Source organism: Micromonospora sp. CPCC 205554 (assembly GCF_036902745.1).
Lineage (GTDB): Bacteria > Actinomycetota > Actinomycetes > Mycobacteriales > Micromonosporaceae > Micromonospora > Micromonospora tulbaghiae.
Genome location: NZ_JBAKHP010000012.1, coordinates 85,077 through 102,902, shown reverse-complemented (window position 1 = coordinate 102,902; position 17,826 = coordinate 85,077). Strand labels below are relative to the sequence as shown.

The window sequence follows — 17,826 nt, the reverse complement described above, 5'->3', positions numbered from 1 at the left end:
CTGACAGAATGCGGGGGAGCAGTGAGTGGACCAGATTGAGGAGACGCCAGCCGTGATCCGTACCCACAATGCCGGAAGCCTGCGCGCCGCGGACGCCGGCTCGACGGTGATGCTCGCCGGGTGGGTGGCCCGCCGGCGCGACCACGGCGGTGTCATCTTCGTCGACCTGCGCGACGCCTCCGGCGTCGTGCAGGTGGTGTTCCGCGAGGAGGACGCGCACGCGCTGCGCAACGAGTTCTGCGTCAAGGTCACCGGCGAGGTGACCCGCCGCCCGGAGGGCAACGAGAACCCGGACCTGCCCACCGGCGAGGTCGAGGTGACCGCGTCCGAGCTGGAGGTGCTCTCCGAGGCCGCGCCGCTGCCGCTGCCGGTGGACGACCAGATCGAGGCCGGCGACGACATCCGGCTCAAGTACCGCTACCTGGACCTGCGCCGGGGCGGCCCGGCCAAGGCCATGCGGCTGCGCTCGCGGGCCAACCAGATCGCCCGCGGCGTGCTGCACGAGCGGGACTTCCTGGAGATCGAGACGCCGACGCTGACCCGCTCCACCCCGGAGGGCGCCCGCGACTTCCTGGTGCCGGTGCGGCTGCAGCCGGGCAGCTGGTACGCGCTGCCGCAGTCGCCGCAGCTGTTCAAGCAGCTGCTGATGGTCGGCGGCATGGAGCGGTACTACCAGATCGCCCGCTGCTACCGCGACGAGGACTTCCGTGCCGACCGGCAGCCGGAGTTCACCCAGCTCGACATCGAGATGTCGTTCGTCACCGAGGACGACGTGATCGACCTCGGCGAGGCGATCGTCTCGGCGCTGTGGAAGGACCTCGCCGGCTACGAGATCGCCCGGCCGATCCCGCGCATCACCTGGCACGACGCCATGTCCCGCTACGGCTCGGACAAGCCGGACCTGCGCTACGGCGTGGAGCTGACCGAGCTGACCGACTACCTGCGCGGCACCGAGTTCCGGGTGTTCGCCGGCGCGATCGACGCGGGCGGCTACGTCGGCGCGGTGGTCATGCCCGGCGGCGCCTCGCAGACCCGCAAGGAGCTGGACGGCTGGCAGGACTGGGCCAAGGCGCGCGGCGCGCGCGGCCTGGCGTACGTGGTGCTGGACGCCGAGACCGGCGAGGCGCGCGGCCCGGTGGCGAAGAACCTGTCCGAGGCGCACCTGTCCGGCCTGGCCGACGCGGTCGGCGCGAAGCCCGGCGACGCGGTCTTCTTCGCCGCGAGCACGAACACCCGCGAGGCGCAGGAGCTGCTCGGCGCGGCCCGGATCGAGATCGCCAAGCGGGCGAACCTGATCGACGAGAGCGCCTGGGCGTTCTGCTGGGTCGTCGACGCGCCGATGTTCGAGCGCACCGACGAGGGCGGCTGGACCGCCGTGCACCACCCGTTCACCTCGCCGAACGCCGAGTGGGTGGACCGGTTCGAGGAGGCACCGGACCGGGCGCTGGCATACGCGTACGACATCGTCTGCAACGGCAACGAGATCGGCGGCGGCTCGATCCGTATCCACCGCGGCGACGTGCAGCAGCGGGTGTTCGACCTGCTCGGCATCACCGCCGACGAGGCGCAGGACAAGTTCGGCTTCCTGCTGGAGGCGTTCAAGTACGGCGCCCCGCCGCACGGCGGCATCGCGTTCGGCTGGGACCGGGTCTGCATGCTGCTGGCCGGCGCGGACTCGATCCGCGAGGTCATCGCGTTCCCGAAGACCCGGGGCGGCTTCGACCCGCTGACCGGCGCGCCCACCCCGATCACCGGGCAGCAGCGCGCCGAGGCCGGCATCGACGCCAAGCCGAAGGCGCCGGCCGGCCCGCACGCCGGCACCGCCGGCCCGGCCGCGCCGGTGGCCGACCCCACCTGATCCTCGCCTCGTCGAAGGGCCCGCGTCATGATGACGCGGGCCTTTTCGATCTTCAGGGGGACTGATGCGTCTGCTCGTGGTGGGAGCCAGCGGCTTCCTCGGCGCCGAGGTGTGCCGGCAGGCGGTCGCCGCCGGGCACCGGGTGACCGGCACGTACCACTCCGCCACCGTGGCGGTGCCCGGCGTCGCGCCGCACCGGCTCGACGTGACCGACCGCGTCGCCGTGCGTGAGCTGCTGACCCGGGTACGCCCCGACGCGGTCGTCGCCACCCCCTACCGGTACGACGACTGGGCGGTCACGGCGGACGGGGCGGCCCACATCGCGGTCGCCGCCGCCGAGGTGGGCGCCCGGCTGGTGCACCTGTCCAGCGACGCGCTGCACGCCGGGCGGTCCACGCCGTACGCGGACGAGGACGTGCCCACGCCGCTGCACCCGTACGGGGCCGCGAAGGCGGCGGCGGAGACGGCGGTGCGGGCGGTGGATCCGGGCGCGGCGCTGGTGCGGACCTCGCTGATCGTGGGGGAGGGCAGCAAGCAGATCCAGCTCTGCCGGGACGCGCTGGCCGGCCGGGCCACGCTGTTCACCGACGAGCTGCGCTGCCCGGTGCACGTCGCCGACCTCGCCGCCGCGGTGCTGGAGCTGGTGCCGGGCGACTACGCCGGACTGCTGAACGTGGCCGGGCCGGACGCGGTGAGCCGCGCCGAGCTGGGCCTGCTGGTGGCGCGCCACGACGGCGTGGACGCCAGGGATCTGCGCACGACCACCATCGCCGCCGCCGGGCTGCACCGCCCGGGTGAGGTGGTGCTGGACTCCACCCGCGCCGCGGGGCTGCTGCGGACCCGGCTGCGCGGGGTCACCGAGCTGTACGGCTAGTTGCACAGATTCTTTGCAAGCATCTTGTGCATGGAAAGTGTGCACAGATATTGTGCATCTCATGGAGGAGAAGAAGCGGCCCGAGGAACGCGCCGTACGCATCGACCACCGCCAGGTCCGCGCGCTGGCCCAGCCGCTGCGCATGCGGCTGATCGGGGCGCTGCGCGTGGCAGGCCCGTCCACCGCCACCGCCCTGGCCGAGATGCTCGGCACCAACAGCGGCGCGACCAGCTACCACCTGCGCCAGCTCGCCGAGGTCGGTCTCGTGGTCGAGGATCCCAACCTCGGCACCGGCCGGCAGCGCTACTGGCGGGCCGCGCACGACGTCACCAACTGGGAGTCGAGCGACTTCGACGACGACCCCGACTCGCGGGCCGCGATCGAGTGGCTGGAGGCCGACTACGTCCGCTTCTTCGCCGGGCACGCCGAACGCTGGTTCGCCCAGCGGCACCAGTGGGGACCGGCCTGGCGCGACGCGTTCGGCATGGGCGACTTCTTCATGCGGATCCCGGTCTCGCGGCTCGAAGCGATCAAGGAGGAGGTCTTCGCGCTCTTCGAGCGGCACCGCGACGAGACCGACCCCGACGATCCCGACGCCGAGACGGTCCAGCTCTACCTCGCCGCCCTCCCGATGGACGCGGCGTTCCCGCGGCCCGCCCCGCCGTCCACCGAGGAGAAGCCGTGACCGCGCTGTCCGTACGCCAGATCCGGATCCGCTACCTCACGCTGTACGGCCTGCGCTGGCTACCGAGCGGCCTGCTCATGCCGGTGATGATCCTGCTGATGCAGGAGCGCGGGCTCACGCTGTCCCAGATCGGCCTGGTCGCCACCGCCCAGGGCCTGGTGGTGCTGGCGCTGGAACTGCCCACCGGCGGCTTCGCCGACGCGCTCGGCCGCAAACCGGTGCTGGTCGCCGCCTGGGCCATCGGCCTCGGCTCGCTGGCGCTGATGGCGGTGGCCGACTCGTTCTGGATGTTCTTCCTGGTCTGGGCGTTGCAGGGCGTCTACCGGGCGCTCGACAGCGGCCCGATGGAATCCTGGTACGTCGACGCCACGCTCGCCGCCGACCCGAAAGCCGAGTACGAACGCGGCCTCGGCTGGGCCGGCACCGTGATCGGCGTCGCCATCGGCGCGGGCGCCCTGCTCAGCGGCGGCCTGGTCGCGCTCGGCCCGGTCGGCCCGGTCAGCGCGCTGGCGCTGCCGGTGCTCGTCGCGGCCGTGCTCCAGGGTGTCTCCATCGTGGCCCTGCTGGCGTTGATGGCCGAGCGGCGGCCCGCGTCCGGCCCGGCCGCGCTGCGCGCCTCGGTGGTAGACGCGCCCCGCATGGTCGGGCAGGCCGTCGGGCTGCTGCGCCGCAACCGGGTGCTGCTGGCCCTGGTCGCCGTCGAGCTGTTCTGGGGCTTCGGCATGGTGACCTTCGAGTCGCTCCTGCCGGTACGCCTCGCCGACGTGGTCGGTGGCGCCGACCGGGCGGCGGCGCTGCTCGGCCCCGCCGGCACGGCGGCCTGGCTGGCGAACGCCGCCGGCGCCGCGCTCACCCCGTTCCTGCTGCGCCGCCTCGGTGCCGCCCCCGCCGCCGCGCTGATGCGGATCCTCCAGGGCGTCACGGTGGTCGGCATGGGTCTGCTCGCCGGGCCGGTCGGCGTGCTCATCGCGTACCTGGCCTGCTACGCCGTGCACGGCGCGTCGAACCCGCTGCACATGGGACTGCTGCACCGGCAGGTCGACGGCCCGTACCGGACGAGCGTGCTCTCGCTGAACTCGATGGCCGCCCAGCCGGCCGGCGCGCTCGGCGCGGTGACGCTCACCGCGCTGGCCGACGCCACGAGCGTCAGCATCGCCATGATCGTCGGCGCGGTGATGCTCGCCGTGGCCGCGCCGCTCTACCTTCCGGCCTGGCGCGCCGCCCGCCGTACCTCGCCGGACGTCCAGGTGGGACCGGAGGGCACGGCCGGCGGCCCCGGTCAGACCGGCCTGGCCCCCGAGCCGGCACCGGTGGTCGTGCCGGCGTCGACCGGCCGCGACTGATCCCCGCCCGCTCGGGGTGACGCCGGCCGGCTCGGACGCGAGGAGATCTTGGTACGCGAGCGCCCCGATGAGGGCCGTTCCGTACCGAGATCTCGGCGTGGGGACGGTGCGTCAGGCGAGCCGGATCGACGTGCGGCGTTCGGTGGCGGTGAAGCCGAGCCGGCGGTAGAGCCGGATCGCGCCCACGTTGTCCGGGTACACGCCCAGCGCCACGGCGTCGTACCGGTCGAACAGGGCACACGTCATCCCGGCGGTCAGCGCCGCGCCCAGCCCTCGGCCGCGATGCCCGGGCGCGACCGTCAACCCGGCCAGGAAGCCGATGTCTCCCCGGCTGCGGTCGGCGCCGCAGGCGAGCAGGCGGTCACCGTCGCGGATGCCGTACCAGTCGACGATGCCCGGGTCGCCCGGCCGGGAGGTGGTGCTCGGGAACGCCTCCTCGATCAGCGCGGCCAGCGCGGGAAGGTCGGCTCCGGTCAGGCGTACCACCCGCTCCTGCTCCGGCTGCCGCGGCGGCGGGCCGGTGGTCCAGAGGAAGTCCCACTCGATCAGCCGGGCCACCGGCAGCCGCGCGGACACCTCGTCCGGATCCGCCCGGGGCAGGTTGATCGACTGGCCGGCCGACAACGTCCCGTCCGCCCGCTGGGCGGCGAAGACGTCGAGCGCCGGGCCGGGAGCGCCGACCGCGCCGCCCGCCGACCACTCACCCGGCGGGAGCAGCCATCCGACCGCGCCGCCGTGCCGCCATCCCCGCACGGCCTGGTCGCGCCGCAGCGCGTGCCGGGCGTACGGGTGGTTGCCCGTCGCGGCGAGCAGCGCCTCCGGCCCGGTCAGCGCCTCGTCGACCGTGATCATTGAACCAGCCTACGAGCATCCCCGGCCCGTGCCGGAGGCCGGGCCACCGCCTGTTCCACGGTGGAGATTGACGAACAGACCGATTGGGTACATCCGTCGCCGACCTGCTGGGAACCCCCACCGGAGGAACGACATGCTCGCCATTCTCGCGGCCATCGTGTTCGGTTTCGCGCTGCTGCTCGACTTCATGAACACCGACCTCGGCGCGCCCGATCTGTTCAGCACCACGACGCTCATGCTCATCGGCTTCCTGCTGCTCTCGCTCTACCTGGCCGGGGTCGGCTCCGGCCCGCGCGGCGGCGGTGGCGGCCGGTGGTACCGGGGCCGGCGGCCGGGTCGCGGCTGACCGGAAAAGACCACCCGGGTCGGGGCGGCGGCGCGATTCCGGCGTCGTCGGCCCGGCCCGGTACTGTTCTCGTGATGGAATCGGACGCCCTCTTCACCCTCGGCGAGCCGGCCGGCGCACCCGCGGGCGCGGGCGGCGCCGGCGGCTTCACCGACGCCCGGGCGGACTCGCCCCTGCCGGTGCGGATGCGGCCGGCGGGCATCGACGAGCTGGTCGGGCAGGAGCACCTGCTCGCACCGGGAGCGCCGCTGCGTCAGCTGGTCGAGGGCGCGGCGCCGATGTCGGTGATCCTCTGGGGTCCGCCCGGCAGCGGCAAGACCACCATCGCCCACCTCGTGGCCCGGGCCACCGACCGGCGGTTCGTCGCGATGTCCGCGCTGACCGCGGGCGTCAAGGACGTCCGCGCGGTGATCGACACCGCGCGGCGGCAACGCCGGTCCGGCGGCCCGCCGACGGTGCTGTTCATCGACGAGGTGCACCGGTTCAGCAAGACCCAGCAGGACTCGCTTCTCGCCGCCGTCGAGGACCGCACGGTCACGCTGCTGGCGGCGACCACGGAGAACCCGTACTTCTCGGTCATCTCGCCCTTGCTGTCGCGCTGCGTGCTGCTCACCCTCCAGGCCCTGGACGACGACGACGTACGCGGGCTGCTGCGCCGCGCGGTGGCCGACGAGCGCGGGCTCGGCGGCGCGCTGGTGCTGGCCGAGGAGGCGGAGGACCACCTGGTCCGGCTCGCCGGGGGCGACGTGCGCAAGGCGCTCACCGCGCTGGAGGCGGCGGCGGCCACCGCGACCGCGCTGGGCACCGGCCGGATCGACCTGGCCGTGGCCGAGCAGGCGGTCGACGTGGCGGCGGTGCGCTACGACCGGGACGGCGACGCGCACTACGACGTGACGAGCGCGTTCATCAAGAGCATGCGCGGCTCGGACGTGGACGCGGCACTGCACTGGCTGGCCCGGATGCTGATGGCCGGCGAGGACGCCCGGTTCATCGCCCGCCGGCTGGTGATCTTCGCCAGTGAGGACGTCGGCATGGCCGATCCCACCGCGCTGACAGTGGCCACCGCCGCCGCCCACGCGGTCGAGTACGTGGGCCTGCCGGAGGCGCAGCTCAACCTGGCCCAGGCGGTCATCCACCTGGCCACCGCGCCGAAGTCGAACTCGGCCACCACAGCGATCGGCGCCGCCGTCGCCGACGTACGCGCGGGTCGTGGCGGCGCGGTGCCGCGCGGGCTGCGTGACGCCCACTATTCCGGCGCGCGGGGCCTCGGCCACGGGGCCGGCTACCGCTACCCGCACGACGACCACCGTGGGGTGGTCACCCAGCAGTACGCTCCGGACGACCTCGTCGGAACCGACTACTACCGGCCCAGCGGGCACGGCGCGGAGCGGGCGGTGGCCACCCGGCTGCCGCTGCTGCGCCGGATCGTGCGCGGGCTGCCGGCTCCGGTGACCCGGGCGGAGGCCGGCGCCCCGGCCGCCGCGAACGGGGCCCGGGTGGGGGGCGGCGAGCAGGCCAGCGGGGCGAGTGAGGGCGGCAGCGACGTCGCCGAGGGGGGTCAGTAGTGATGGCGCGTGGTCCGGAGCGGCCGGCGGACGGCCCCGACGAGCGGCGCGACCCGCGGGGCAAGGGCCGCCGGTGGGGACGCGGCCGGGCCGAGCCCGAGCTGGACCCGACTGTCGTCGGCGAGGAACTCGGCTGGATCGACGACCTGCGCACCGCCAAGCAGCAGGGCGGTGAACTCGGACCGGACGGAGGCGTTCCCGCGACGCGCCCCGGCGCCGACCCGTCCTGGCCGGACGGCGAACCGGCCCGGCCACCCCGCCCGGCCGCCGCGCCGGGTCCGGGCTCCGCCGCCCGGCAGGCTCCGCGGCCTCCGGCTCCGGGTGCCCAGCCGCCCTCGACCGGTCAGCCGGTTCCGCCGCCCTCACCCGCCGGCCGGCCCGGCACTCCGTCGGCAGGCGCGCCTCAGGCTCCCGGCCGGCCCGTTCCGCCCCCGGCTGCCGCGCCCCAGGCTCCCGGCCGGCCGGTTCCGCCGCAGACTCCGGGCCGGCCGGTTCCGCCCCCGGCCGCCGCGCCCCAGACTCCGGGGCGGCCCGTTCCGCCGCCGGCCGCCGCGCCGCAGACTCCGGGGCGGCCCCGTCCGGGTGGGCCCGCTCCCGTGGGCCGCACCGACCCGGCGATGCCGCCCGTGACCGGCCGCCCCGGCCCGGCTGCGCCCCCGGCCGCCGGGCGTCCCGGCGGACCGGTCACCGGCCGCCCCGGCACCGACCTGCCCCCGGCTCCCGGCCGACCGGGCGTGGAGACGCCTCCGCCGGCCGGACGGTCCCGCGCGGACACCGCCCCGCCGTCCGGCCGGCCCGGCGGGGACCTGCCCCCGGCCCCCGGGCGTCCGGCCGCGGACATGCCGCCGGGAGTCCGCCCGCCGGTCGTGGACGCGCCCTCCGGCGGTGGCCGTCCCGGCCCGGACACGCCGCCCGGTGGTGGCCGGCCCGGTCCGCGTCCGCCGGTCATGCGCCGCCCCGACGCGCCCGGTCCGGCCGCGCCGCCGGTACGCCCCGGCGGTCCCGAGACCGGTGCCCCGCGCCGGGCCGGTGACGGCCCCTGGCCCGGCGGCCCCGAAGCCGGCGCCCCGCGCCGCCCCGTCGACGGTCCCTGGCCCGGCGTGCCCGAGGCGCCCCGCCCGGCCGACGCGCCGTACCGCCGCCGCGTGGACGGACCCACCGGCCAGCAGCCGCCCGTCACCGGCACCCGCGTCCCGCCCGCTCCGCCGACGCCCGGCCGGGCGTCCGCCGACCCGGGCGGGCCGCCCGCCGACGGTGACACCCGCGTACCGCCGACGCCCCGCGGCCGGCACGGAGCCGGACCCGAGGTCCCGCACCAGGCCGATCCGACGATCCCGCCGTCCGGCGGCCGACGTGCCCGGGCGGACGACACCGCCGGCGTCCAGCCGGTCTCCGGTGGAGGACGCCGGGCCCGCGCCGACGACACCGACGCCGTCCAGCCGGTCCCCGGTGGAGCACGCCGGGCGCGGCCCGACGACGTGGCACCCGGCATTCAACCGGTCTCCGGTGCGGGCCGCCGGGCCCGTGCCGAGGACGTGCCGCCCGGCATCCAACCGGTCTCCGGTGCGGGCCGGCGGTCCCGTGCCGAGGACGTTCCGCCCGGTACCCGGCCTGTCTCGGGGGCGGGCCGGCGGTCGCGTGCCGACGTACCGCCCGGCACCCGGCCGGTCTCCGGTGCCGGCCGTCGCGCCGCACCGGAAGGCGTCGCACCCGGCGGACCGGCCGGACGGGCAGTTCCGGACGCCGCCCCGGTCTCCGGTGGCGGGCGACGTGCCCGGCACGACGAGTCCACCGGCGGCCACCACGCGCCCGCGCCCGGCGGCGGATCCGCAGCCGGTCCCACGCCGGGCACCGGCCGCCGGGCCGCCCCGGTCGTACCGCGCAGCGGAAACGCGCCGGACCTGCCGGGCGCGCCCGTGTCCGGCAGTCCGGCGACCGGCCCGACCCCGCCCGGTGAGCCGCGGCCGCAACGGCCCGACCGGCCTGCCGACTGGCTGCGGCAGGCGGGCCGCACGCCGCACACCGACCCCGCCATGCCGGTCACCCGCCGCCCGGCCGGCCCTCCGGCCGACGAGCCGCCCGGCCGTTCCGGTGGTTCCGCCGGCCGCGCCGGCGCCGCCGTCCCGCCGGTGCGTCCCGAGCCGGGTACGCCGTCCCGGCGGCCCGGACAGCCCGGCCCCGAGGTGCCGGCGCGCGCCGAACCGGCGGTCCGTCCCGACCAGCCCGGCCCGGTCGTGCCACCGGCCCGGTCCCAGCCGTCCGTCCCGTCGCCCGGCCGGTCCGGTCCGGCCCGCGGCGCGGCCCGCCCCGGTGTTCCGCCCGTGCCCGGCCCGGCCGGCCCCGGTCCGCGCGGCGACCTCGATCGCACGGGCGGGATGCCCGCGGGCGGTGGCCGCCCCGGTGGTGCCCCGGCTGGCTCGGCCGGCCCTGGTCCGCGTGGCGACGTCGAGCGCACGGGCGGGATGCCCGCGGGCGGTGGCCGCCCCGGTGGTGCCCCGGCTGGCTCGGCCGGCCCTGGTCCGCGTGGCGACGTCGAGCGCACGGGCGGGATGCCCGCGGGCGGTGGCCGCCCCGGTGGTGCCCCGGCTGGCTCGGCCGGCCCTGGTCCGCGTGGCGACGTCGAGCGCACGGGCGGGATGCCCGCGGGCGGTGGCCGCCCCGGTGGTGCCCCGGTCGGCCCGGCCGGCCCTGGTCCGCGTGGCGACGTCGAGCGCACCGGTGGGATGCCGGTCGGTGCGGGCCGCCCCGGCGGCGGTCCGGCCGGACCCGGTGGCGACGGGCGCGGGGTGGCACGCCCCGACGACACCCGGCCCGGTGCCGGGCCTCGTCCGGCGGCGGCACCCGGCCCCCGAGGGCCGGTGGGCGACGGCCCGGTGCCGCCCGGCGCGCCGGTGACCGCCCGCGCGGCAGCCGGTGTGGCCCGTCCGGTCGCGCCGGACGAGCGGAGCGCCGGACGCGCGACGCCACCCGGATCGGAGCCGGACCGGCCCGGACCGGGCACCCCGGTGACACCGGCGGCGGCCCGGGCGGCTGTGGTCGTACCCCCGGGGGAGCCCGCGGGGCCACGGCCCGCAGCGGGCGGCGCGCCGCGGCCCGGCGGTCCCGGACGGGACGACAGCGGTGCGGAGGCCGGTGGCCTGCGCGGCGCCCGGTCCGAGCTGCGGCGGCAGATCCGCGAGCGCAACCGGCTGCGGCTGGGCATCCTCGCCCTGGTCAGCCTCGTGCTGCTCGGTGCGGTGCCGCTCTACTTCGGGATGCGGACGCTCAGCCGCGATCCGGTCTTCGACACCCTCGACGCGCTCGCCGTGCCCGCCTGGGCGCAGAGCAACACGGTCGACAACGTCAGCGGCAGCCGCTGGTGCCTTCAGGACTGCCGGCTGCGTGAACGTTCCGTCGAGTCGGAGCAGGGGTGGAAGGAGACCGTCGCGGTCTACGAGCAGGCGCTGGCCGGGGACGGGTGGCGGCGCTGGAAGGTCGACCGCTGCCCGGACGAGAAGGTCCCCGGCAGCTACACCTGCTGGCGCCGGGACGAACTGACGCTCGACCTGTGGGTACGCGACCGCACCTGCACGCCCCCGCCGATCGACGGGGCGCCCGCGCCGACCGCACCGGCCACGCCCGCAGCGGCGGAGTGCACCGGCTCGTTGGTGTCGGTGAAGGTGCGCAACGCGATCGACGACGAGCGTACCGGCCCGACACCGACCACCGATCCGTCACTCACCGGTGAGGATCCGTACCCGACCCTGACCGACGACCCGCTGGGCGAGGCGACCCCCTCACCGTCGTGAGCCGACTTTCATCACGGACGGTAGGGTCTGGGGCTGGCACGCCCGTCCGTGCCCGGTGACCGGGTCGGCGTGGCGCGAAGTGGGTAGGTACGGTCGCGCGTTCCGGGGCGTCGGGTTCCGGGACACTGCTTGAGGAGGACGTGCGCGTGAACGGTAGCGAGGTCGCTTGGCTGGTCCTGGCCGGCGCGTTCCTGATGCTGGTGCTCGTGCTGGCGGTGCCGATCCTGCGGCTGCGGCACACCGTGGACGCGACGACGCGCATGATCAACGAGCTCAACGACCGCACCGCGCCGCTGCTCGGCGACGTGAACACCACGGTGAAGAACGTGAACGTGGCGCTGGAGCAGGTGCAGACCTCGCTGGACGGGGTGAACCTGCAACTCGCCAAGGTGGACACCATGACCAGCCACGCGCAGAACGTCACCGCGAACGTGGCGAACCTGGCCACCGTGGTCTCCGCCGCCGCCGCGAACCCGCTGGTCAAGGTGGCCGCGTTCGGGTACGGCGTGCGCCGGGCCGCCTCCGCCCGCCGGCACGCCGAGACCGAGCGTGAGGTGCGCGACACGATCAAGCAGCAGCGTCGCGCCGCCAAGCGCGGCAACCGCTGACCCCGACCGGCGTACGCGGGAAGGATGAGAACATGAGGCGGTTGTTCTGGCTGGGCATCGGGCTGGCCGTGGGCGTCCTGGTGGTGCGCAAGGCCACCCGGACCGCGCAGGCGTACACCCCGGCCGGGATCGCCAGCGGGCTGTCCGAGTCCGCCGGCGGTCTGGTCGAGTCGCTACGGGCGTTCGTGGACGACGTCCGGGTCGGCATGGCCGAGCGTGAGCAGGAGATCCACGAGGCCTTCGCCCGCGGCGAGGTGTACGACGACCAGTTCGCCGAGCTGCGGGAGGACCCGCGGATCGGTGACCGAGAGATTTTCCCGGAGGACCACCAGCGATGAAGACGGCGGAGATCAAGCGGCGGTTCCTCGCCCACTTCGAGGCGAACGGGCACACCGTGGTGCCGTCCGCTCCGCTGCCCGCCATCAGCGACCCGAACCTGCTGTTCATCAACGCGGGCATGGTGCAGTTCGTGCCCTACTTCCTGGGCCAGCAGACCCCGCCGTACGCGCGGGCGACGAGCGTGCAGAAGTGCATCCGGACGCCTGACATCGACGAGGTCGGCAAGACCAGCCGGCACGGCACGTTCTTCCAGATGAACGGCAACTTCTCCTTCGGCGACTACTTCAAGTCCGGGGCGATCCCACTCGCCTGGGACCTGGCCACCAAGCCGGTCGAGGCGGGCGGCTTCGGGCTGGACCCGGAGCGGATCTGGGCGACCGTCTACCTGGACGACGACGAGGCGTACGACATCTGGCGCGCCACCGGCGTGCCGGCCGAGCGGATCGTGCGCCGCGGCAAGGCGGACAACTTCTGGTCGATGGGCATCCCCGGCCCGTGCGGCCCGTGCTCCGAGCTGTACTACGACCGCGGCCCGGCCTACGGCCGCGAGGGTGGCCCGGAGGTCGACGAGGACCGCTACCTGGAGTTCTGGAACCTCGTCTTCATGCAGTTCGAGCGCGGTCCCGGCGTCGGCAAGGAGGACTTCCCGATCCTCGGCGACCTGCCGGCGAAGAACATCGACACCGGCATGGGCCTGGAGCGGATGGCCTCGCTGCTGCAGGGCGTGGACAACCTCTACGAGATCGACGAGGTCAAGCCGATCCTGGACCGGGCGGCCGAGCTGACCGGCAAGCGCTACGGCGCGCACTCCGGTCACGCGGCGAACGAGTCGCACCCGGACGACGTGCGGCTGCGGGTGATCGCCGACCACGTGCGCACCTCGCTGATGCTCATCGGCGACGGCGTGACCCCGTCGAACGAGGGCCGGGGCTACGTGCTGCGGCGGATCATGCGCCGGGCGATCCGGGCGGTGCGGCTGCTCGGCTACCAGGACCGGGCGCTGCCGGAGCTGCTGCCGGTGGCCCGCGACTGCATGGCGCCGTCGTACCCGGAGCTGGCCGAGGACTTCGGCCGGATCTCCCAGTACGCGTACGCCGAGGAGGACGCGTTCCTGGCCACGCTGCGCGCCGGCACCACGATCCTGGACACCGCCATCGCCGAGACCAAGTCGGCCGGCAAGCCGGCGCTCTCCGGCGACAAGGCGTTCCAGCTGCACGACACGTACGGCTTCCCGATCGACCTGACCCTGGAGATCGCCGCCGAGCAGGGCCTGCAGGTCGACGCGGAGGGCTTCCGCCGGCTGATGGCCGACCAGCGCAGCCGGGCCAAGGCCGACGCGCAGGCGCGCAAGACCGGGCACACCGACGTGTCGGCGTACCGGTCGGTGCTCGACGGAGGCGGGCCGGTCGAGTTCACCGGCTACACCGAGCTGAGCCGGGAGTCGCGGGTCCGCGCGCTGCTGTCCGGCGGCGCCGCCGTCTCGGCGGCGGTCGAGGGGGACACGATCGAGCTGGTGCTCGACACCACCCCGTTCTACGCCGAGGGCGGCGGCCAGCAGCCCGACCAGGGGCTCATCACCGTCGGCGGCGGCCAGGTCGAGGTCTTCGACGTGCAGCAGCCGGTGCCCGGCCTGATCGTGCACCGGGCCAAGGTCGTGCGCGGCGAGGTGCGCTCCGGCGAGACCGGGTACGCCGAGATCGACGTGTCCCGCCGCCGGGCGATCTCCCGCTCGCACACGGCGACGCACCTGGTGCACCAGACGATGCGCAACTTCCTCGGCGAGTCGGCGACCCAGGCGGGTTCGCTGAACGCGCCGGGCCGGCTGCGGTTCGACTTCAACACCCCGACGGGTGTGGCGCCGAGCGTGCTGCACGACGTCGAGCAGCAGGTCAACGAGGTGCTGCTGGCCGACCTGGAGGTGCACGCGTTCGTCACCAGCCAGGAGGAGGCCCGCCGGATCGGGGCGATGGCCCTGTTCGGCGAGAAGTACGGCGAGCGGGTCCGGGTCGTCGAGGTCGGCGACTACGCCCGTGAGCTGTGCGGCGGCACGCACGTGGCCCGTTCCGCCCAGCTCGGTCTGGTGAAGATCCTCTCCGAGGCGTCGGTGGGTTCCGGCGTACGCCGGATCGAGGCGCTCGTCGGCATGGACGCGTTCGGCTTCCTGGCCCGCGAGCACCTGCTGGTGTCCCGGCTGGCCGAGCTGTTCCGGGTGCCGGGGGAGCAGGTCGCCGACCGGGTGGAGCAGACCGTCACCCAGCTGCGCGACGCGGAGAAGGAGCTGGAGAAGCTGCGCGCCCAGCTCGTGCTCGGCGGGGCCGGCGCCCTGGCGGCGCAGGCGAAGGACGTGCGCGGGGTCGCGTACGTCGGCACCGAGGCGCCGGAGGGCGCTGCGGCGAACGACGTGCGGACCCTCGCCCAGGAGATCCGCGGCCGGATCGACGCGGCCCGCCCGGCGGTGGTCGCGGTGGCCGCCCGGGCCAACGGCAAGGCGTCGCTCGTGGTGGCCGTCAACCAGGCCGCCCGGGGACGGAACCTGAGCGCGAAGGACCTGGTCAAGGCCGCGTTCTCCGGCCGGGGTGGCGGCAGCGACGACCTGGCCCAGGGCGGCGGGCTGCCCGCGACGGAGGCCCCGAACCTGCTGGTCACCGTCGAGCGGGCGGTCGCCGGCACGGCATGAGCGAACGCACCGAGCGAAGCGAGGGCCGTGAGCGTATGCCCGGTCGGTACGGCGTGAGCGAACGCACCGAGCGGAGCGAGGGCCGTGAGCGTATGCCCGGTCGGTACGGCGTGAGCGCACGGATGTACGCCAGGGCGGACCACCCGGTCCGCCCTGGCCCGTACCGGCGGGGAGGTGTCCGCTCGTGACCGACCTGTCCCGTGGCGTCCGGCTGGGTGTCGACGTCGGTCAGGTCCGGGTGGGGGTGGCCCGTTGTGATCCGCACGGCATTCTCGCCACGCCGCTGGTCACGCTGGCCCGCGACCTGACGGCGGAACCGGACGCGGTGCCCGCCGACATGGCCGAGCTGGTCCGGCTCGCCGCCGAGCACGAGGCGGTGGGGATCGTGGTCGGGCTGCCGGTCAACCTCGCCGGAAAACACGGCCCTGCGGCGGCGAACGTATCAGCGTATGCCAGCCGTTTGGCTGATGTAATGAGGCCGATTCCGGTGACGCTGACGGACGAGAGGATGTCTACCGTCGTCGCGAGTCGTAGGCTGGCCGAACGGGGCGTCCGGGGAAAGCGCCAACGAGCGGTGGTCGACCAGGCTGCCGCGGTGGAGATTCTGCAGAGCTGGCTGGACGCACAGCGGAGGCGGACGCAATGATCGACGATCTTGATCTGGGGTTCGACGAGCCGGACAGGGGGGAGAAGGGCCGGCACCGGCGGGGCGCGGTGCGCCGGCGCCAGGGCAAGTCCGGCGGCGGCCGGGGCAAGACCCTTCTCGCGCTCGCGCTCGCGCTGGTCCTGCTGGGCGGCATCGGCGGCGGCGCGTTCTACGGCTTCGACCGGGTCCAGAGCTACTTCGTCACCCCCGACTACGAGGGCTCCGGCACCGGCGAGGTGACCGTCGAGATCAAGCAGGGCGCGCTGATCGCCGACATGGCCGACGCGCTCGTCGCGGCCGACGTGGTGAAGAGCACCAAGGCCTTCATCGAGGCCGCCGAGGAGAACTCGCGCAGCAAGAACATCCAGCCCGGCACGTACAAGCTGCGCAAGCAGATGAGCGGTGACGCGGCGGTCGCGGCGATGCTGGACCTCAAGAACAAGATCGTCAACGGGATCACCATCCCCGAGGGCCTCACCGCGAAGACGGTCTACAAGCGGCTGTCCGAGAAGACCGACATCCCGGTCAAGGACTTCGAGACCGCCGCGAAGGATCCGGAGGCGCTCGGCGTACCGGACTGGTGGTTCAAGCGTTCCGACGGCAAGAAGGTCAACCCGTCGATCGAGGGCTTCCTCTTCCCGGACACCTACGAGATCCCGCCGAAGGCCACCGCCGAGACGATCCTCAAGCTGATGGTGGACAACTTCCTCACCGTCACGTCCGGCATGCAGTACGCCGAGAAGGTGCAGAAGGAACGCGGTGGCATCACCCCGTACGAGGCGCTGATCGTTGCCTCGCTCGCGCAGGCCGAGGCCGGCAACAAGGCCGACCTGGGCAAGGTCGCCCGGGTGGCCTACAACCGGGTCTACGGCGAGTTCCCCTGCAACTGCCTGGAGATGGACGTCACCGTCAACTACTACCTGGAACTGACCGGGCAGAAGACCAAGGCGTCCAAGGACATGACGCCGGCCGAGCTGGACAACCCGAAGAACCCGTACAACCGCAAGCTGCGCGGGCTGGTCCCGTCGCCGATCAACAACCCGGGCAAGGAGGCGCTCGAGGGCGCGCTGACCCCGCCGCCGGGCAAGTGGCTCTACTTCGTGGCGATCAGCAAGGACGGCCGCTCCGCGTTCGCCGAGACCTACGACGAGCAACTGCGCAACGAGCGGAAAGCCAAGGAGGCCGGGATCATCTGATGGCCGATCCCCGCCGCGCCGCGGTGGTCGGCAGGCCGATCGCCCACTCGCTCTCCCCGGTGATCCACACCGCCGGGTACGCGGCGGCCGGGCTGACCGGCTGGTCGTACACCCGGATCGAAGCCGGCGCCGACGACCTGCCCGGCCTGGTCGCGGGCCTCGGCCCGGAGTGGGCCGGGCTGTCGGTGACCATGCCCGGCAAGGAGGCGGCGCTCGCGCTGGCCGACGAGGTCTCGCCGGTCGCCGCCGCGGTCGGCGCCGCCAACACGTTGGTACGCCGGCCCGACGGCACCTGGTACGCCGACAACACCGACGTCACCGGCATGGTCGAGGTGCTCACCGGCGCCGGTTGCGTGGCCGGGGCGGTGGTCACCGTGCTCGGTGCGGGCGGCACCGCCCGGGCCGCGATCGCGGCGGCGGCCCGGATCGGGGCGGCCGAGGTGACAGTGGTGGCCCGCCGCCCGGAGGCGGTCGACGAGCTGCGCCCGGTCGCGGAGGCGGCCGGCGTGCCGCTGGCGGGCGCCGAGTGGGACGGCGCGCCCGCCCACGCCCGCGCCGATCTGGTGATCTCCACGGTTCCCAAGGGCGTCGCGGACGCCCTCGCGGACAACTTCGACTGGCGGCCGGAGTCCGTCTTCTTCGACGTGGTCTACGACCCGTGGCCCACGCCGCTCGCGGCGGCGGCGCTCGCCGCCGGATGCCGGGTCGTTTCCGGGCTGGACCTGCTGCTGGCCCAGGCGTTCGGCCAGTTCGAGCAGTTCACCGGCGTTGCGGCACCGGTGGAGGCGATGCGCGCGGCGTTGGCGACCGGCCGTTGCCACTGAGCCTCGCCGGCTCCGGCAGGCTCACGGATCGTGATCGCCGGGTCCGGCTCGCGAGAGTTGTGGCTGGTCGGAAGTATTGATAACCGTCAGACCGTGGTGACGGAAAATCATGATTGACGGTTATCTCTCACCGACCGTAGCGTTCCCCCCACTATCAGCCCTAGTTCACGGGGGAGGGCCCTGGTGGCTCCTGTGCGCGTGCGAAAAGTCCCACCACTGTCCACA

At 74.8% G+C, this 17,826-nt stretch carries 14 protein-coding genes; 13 read left to right on the top strand and 1 reads right to left on the bottom strand.

Annotated features, from left to right (window positions below; genetic code table 11):
- Positions 1-52 precede the first annotated feature (52 nt).
- From aspS to V6U82_RS17930, 4 genes are all read left to right on the top strand, one after another.
- On the top strand, positions 53-1,858 hold the full coding sequence (gene aspS / locus V6U82_RS17945) for an aspartate--tRNA ligase (protein ID WP_334462724.1): 1,806 nt from the start codon (positions 53-55) through the stop codon (positions 1,856-1,858).
- Positions 1,859-1,922: 64 nt separating this feature from the next.
- Positions 1,923-2,732, top strand: a complete 810-nt coding sequence (locus V6U82_RS17940; RefSeq protein ID WP_334462625.1) for an SDR family oxidoreductase — start codon at positions 1,923-1,925, stop codon at positions 2,730-2,732.
- A gap of 61 nt (positions 2,733-2,793) precedes the next feature.
- Positions 2,794-3,417: an ArsR/SmtB family transcription factor gene (locus tag V6U82_RS17935; RefSeq protein ID WP_013474882.1), complete on the top strand. Its 624-nt coding sequence runs from the start codon at positions 2,794-2,796 to the stop codon at positions 3,415-3,417.
- Positions 3,414-4,760 carry an MFS transporter gene (locus V6U82_RS17930; RefSeq protein ID WP_334462621.1) on the top strand — a complete coding sequence of 449 codons (1,347 nt, stop codon included), beginning with the start codon at positions 3,414-3,416 and terminating at the stop codon, positions 4,758-4,760. The genes V6U82_RS17935 and V6U82_RS17930 overlap by 4 nt, the downstream gene beginning before the upstream one ends.
- Before the next feature lie 111 nt (positions 4,761-4,871).
- Here V6U82_RS17930 and V6U82_RS17925 read toward each other — a convergent pair whose 3' ends face one another.
- Positions 4,872-5,612: a GNAT family N-acetyltransferase gene (locus V6U82_RS17925; protein ID WP_334462619.1), complete on the bottom strand. Its 741-nt coding sequence runs from the start codon at positions 5,610-5,612 to the stop codon at positions 4,872-4,874.
- A gap of 133 nt (positions 5,613-5,745) precedes the next feature.
- On the opposite strand from V6U82_RS17925, the gene V6U82_RS17920 reads away from it, so the two are divergent.
- The 9 genes from V6U82_RS17920 (at position 5,746) to V6U82_RS17880 (ending at position 17,601) form a co-directional block, all read left to right on the top strand.
- The gene (locus V6U82_RS17920; protein ID WP_013285485.1) at positions 5,746-5,958 is read left to right on the top strand and encodes a hypothetical protein; all 213 of its coding nucleotides are present in this window, start codon (positions 5,746-5,748) and stop codon (positions 5,956-5,958) included.
- Positions 5,959-6,032: 74 nt separating this feature from the next.
- Positions 6,033-7,523, top strand: coding sequence for a replication-associated recombination protein A (locus V6U82_RS17915; RefSeq protein ID WP_334462612.1), 1,491 nt, complete (start codon positions 6,033-6,035; stop codon positions 7,521-7,523).
- 3,137 nt (positions 7,524-10,660) lie between these two features.
- Positions 10,661-11,311 (top strand): hypothetical protein, encoded by a 651-nt coding sequence (locus V6U82_RS17910; protein WP_334462722.1) that lies wholly within the window; start codon positions 10,661-10,663, stop codon positions 11,309-11,311.
- A 146-nt stretch (positions 11,312-11,457) separates the two neighbouring features.
- Positions 11,458-11,919: a DUF948 domain-containing protein gene (locus V6U82_RS17905; protein ID WP_043324962.1), complete on the top strand. Its 462-nt coding sequence runs from the start codon at positions 11,458-11,460 to the stop codon at positions 11,917-11,919.
- 32 nt (positions 11,920-11,951) lie between these two features.
- Positions 11,952-12,257, top strand: coding sequence for a hypothetical protein (locus tag V6U82_RS17900; protein ID WP_013285491.1), 306 nt, complete (start codon positions 11,952-11,954; stop codon positions 12,255-12,257).
- The gene (gene alaS / locus V6U82_RS17895) at positions 12,254-14,935 is read left to right on the top strand and encodes an alanine--tRNA ligase (protein ID WP_334462606.1); all 2,682 of its coding nucleotides are present in this window, start codon (positions 12,254-12,256) and stop codon (positions 14,933-14,935) included. The genes V6U82_RS17900 and alaS overlap by 4 nt, the downstream gene beginning before the upstream one ends.
- Positions 14,936-15,119: 184 nt before the next feature.
- Entirely contained in the window at positions 15,120-15,581 is a 462-nt protein-coding gene (gene ruvX, locus V6U82_RS17890) for a Holliday junction resolvase RuvX (protein WP_334462604.1), read from the top strand.
- Positions 15,578-16,777: an endolytic transglycosylase MltG gene (gene mltG, locus V6U82_RS17885; RefSeq protein ID WP_334462602.1), complete on the top strand. Its 1,200-nt coding sequence runs from the start codon at positions 15,578-15,580 to the stop codon at positions 16,775-16,777. The genes ruvX and mltG overlap by 4 nt, the downstream gene beginning before the upstream one ends.
- Positions 16,777-17,601: a shikimate dehydrogenase gene (locus tag V6U82_RS17880; RefSeq protein WP_334462600.1), complete on the top strand. Its 825-nt coding sequence runs from the start codon at positions 16,777-16,779 to the stop codon at positions 17,599-17,601. The genes mltG and V6U82_RS17880 overlap by 1 nt, the downstream gene beginning before the upstream one ends.
- Positions 17,602-17,826 lie beyond the last annotated feature (225 nt).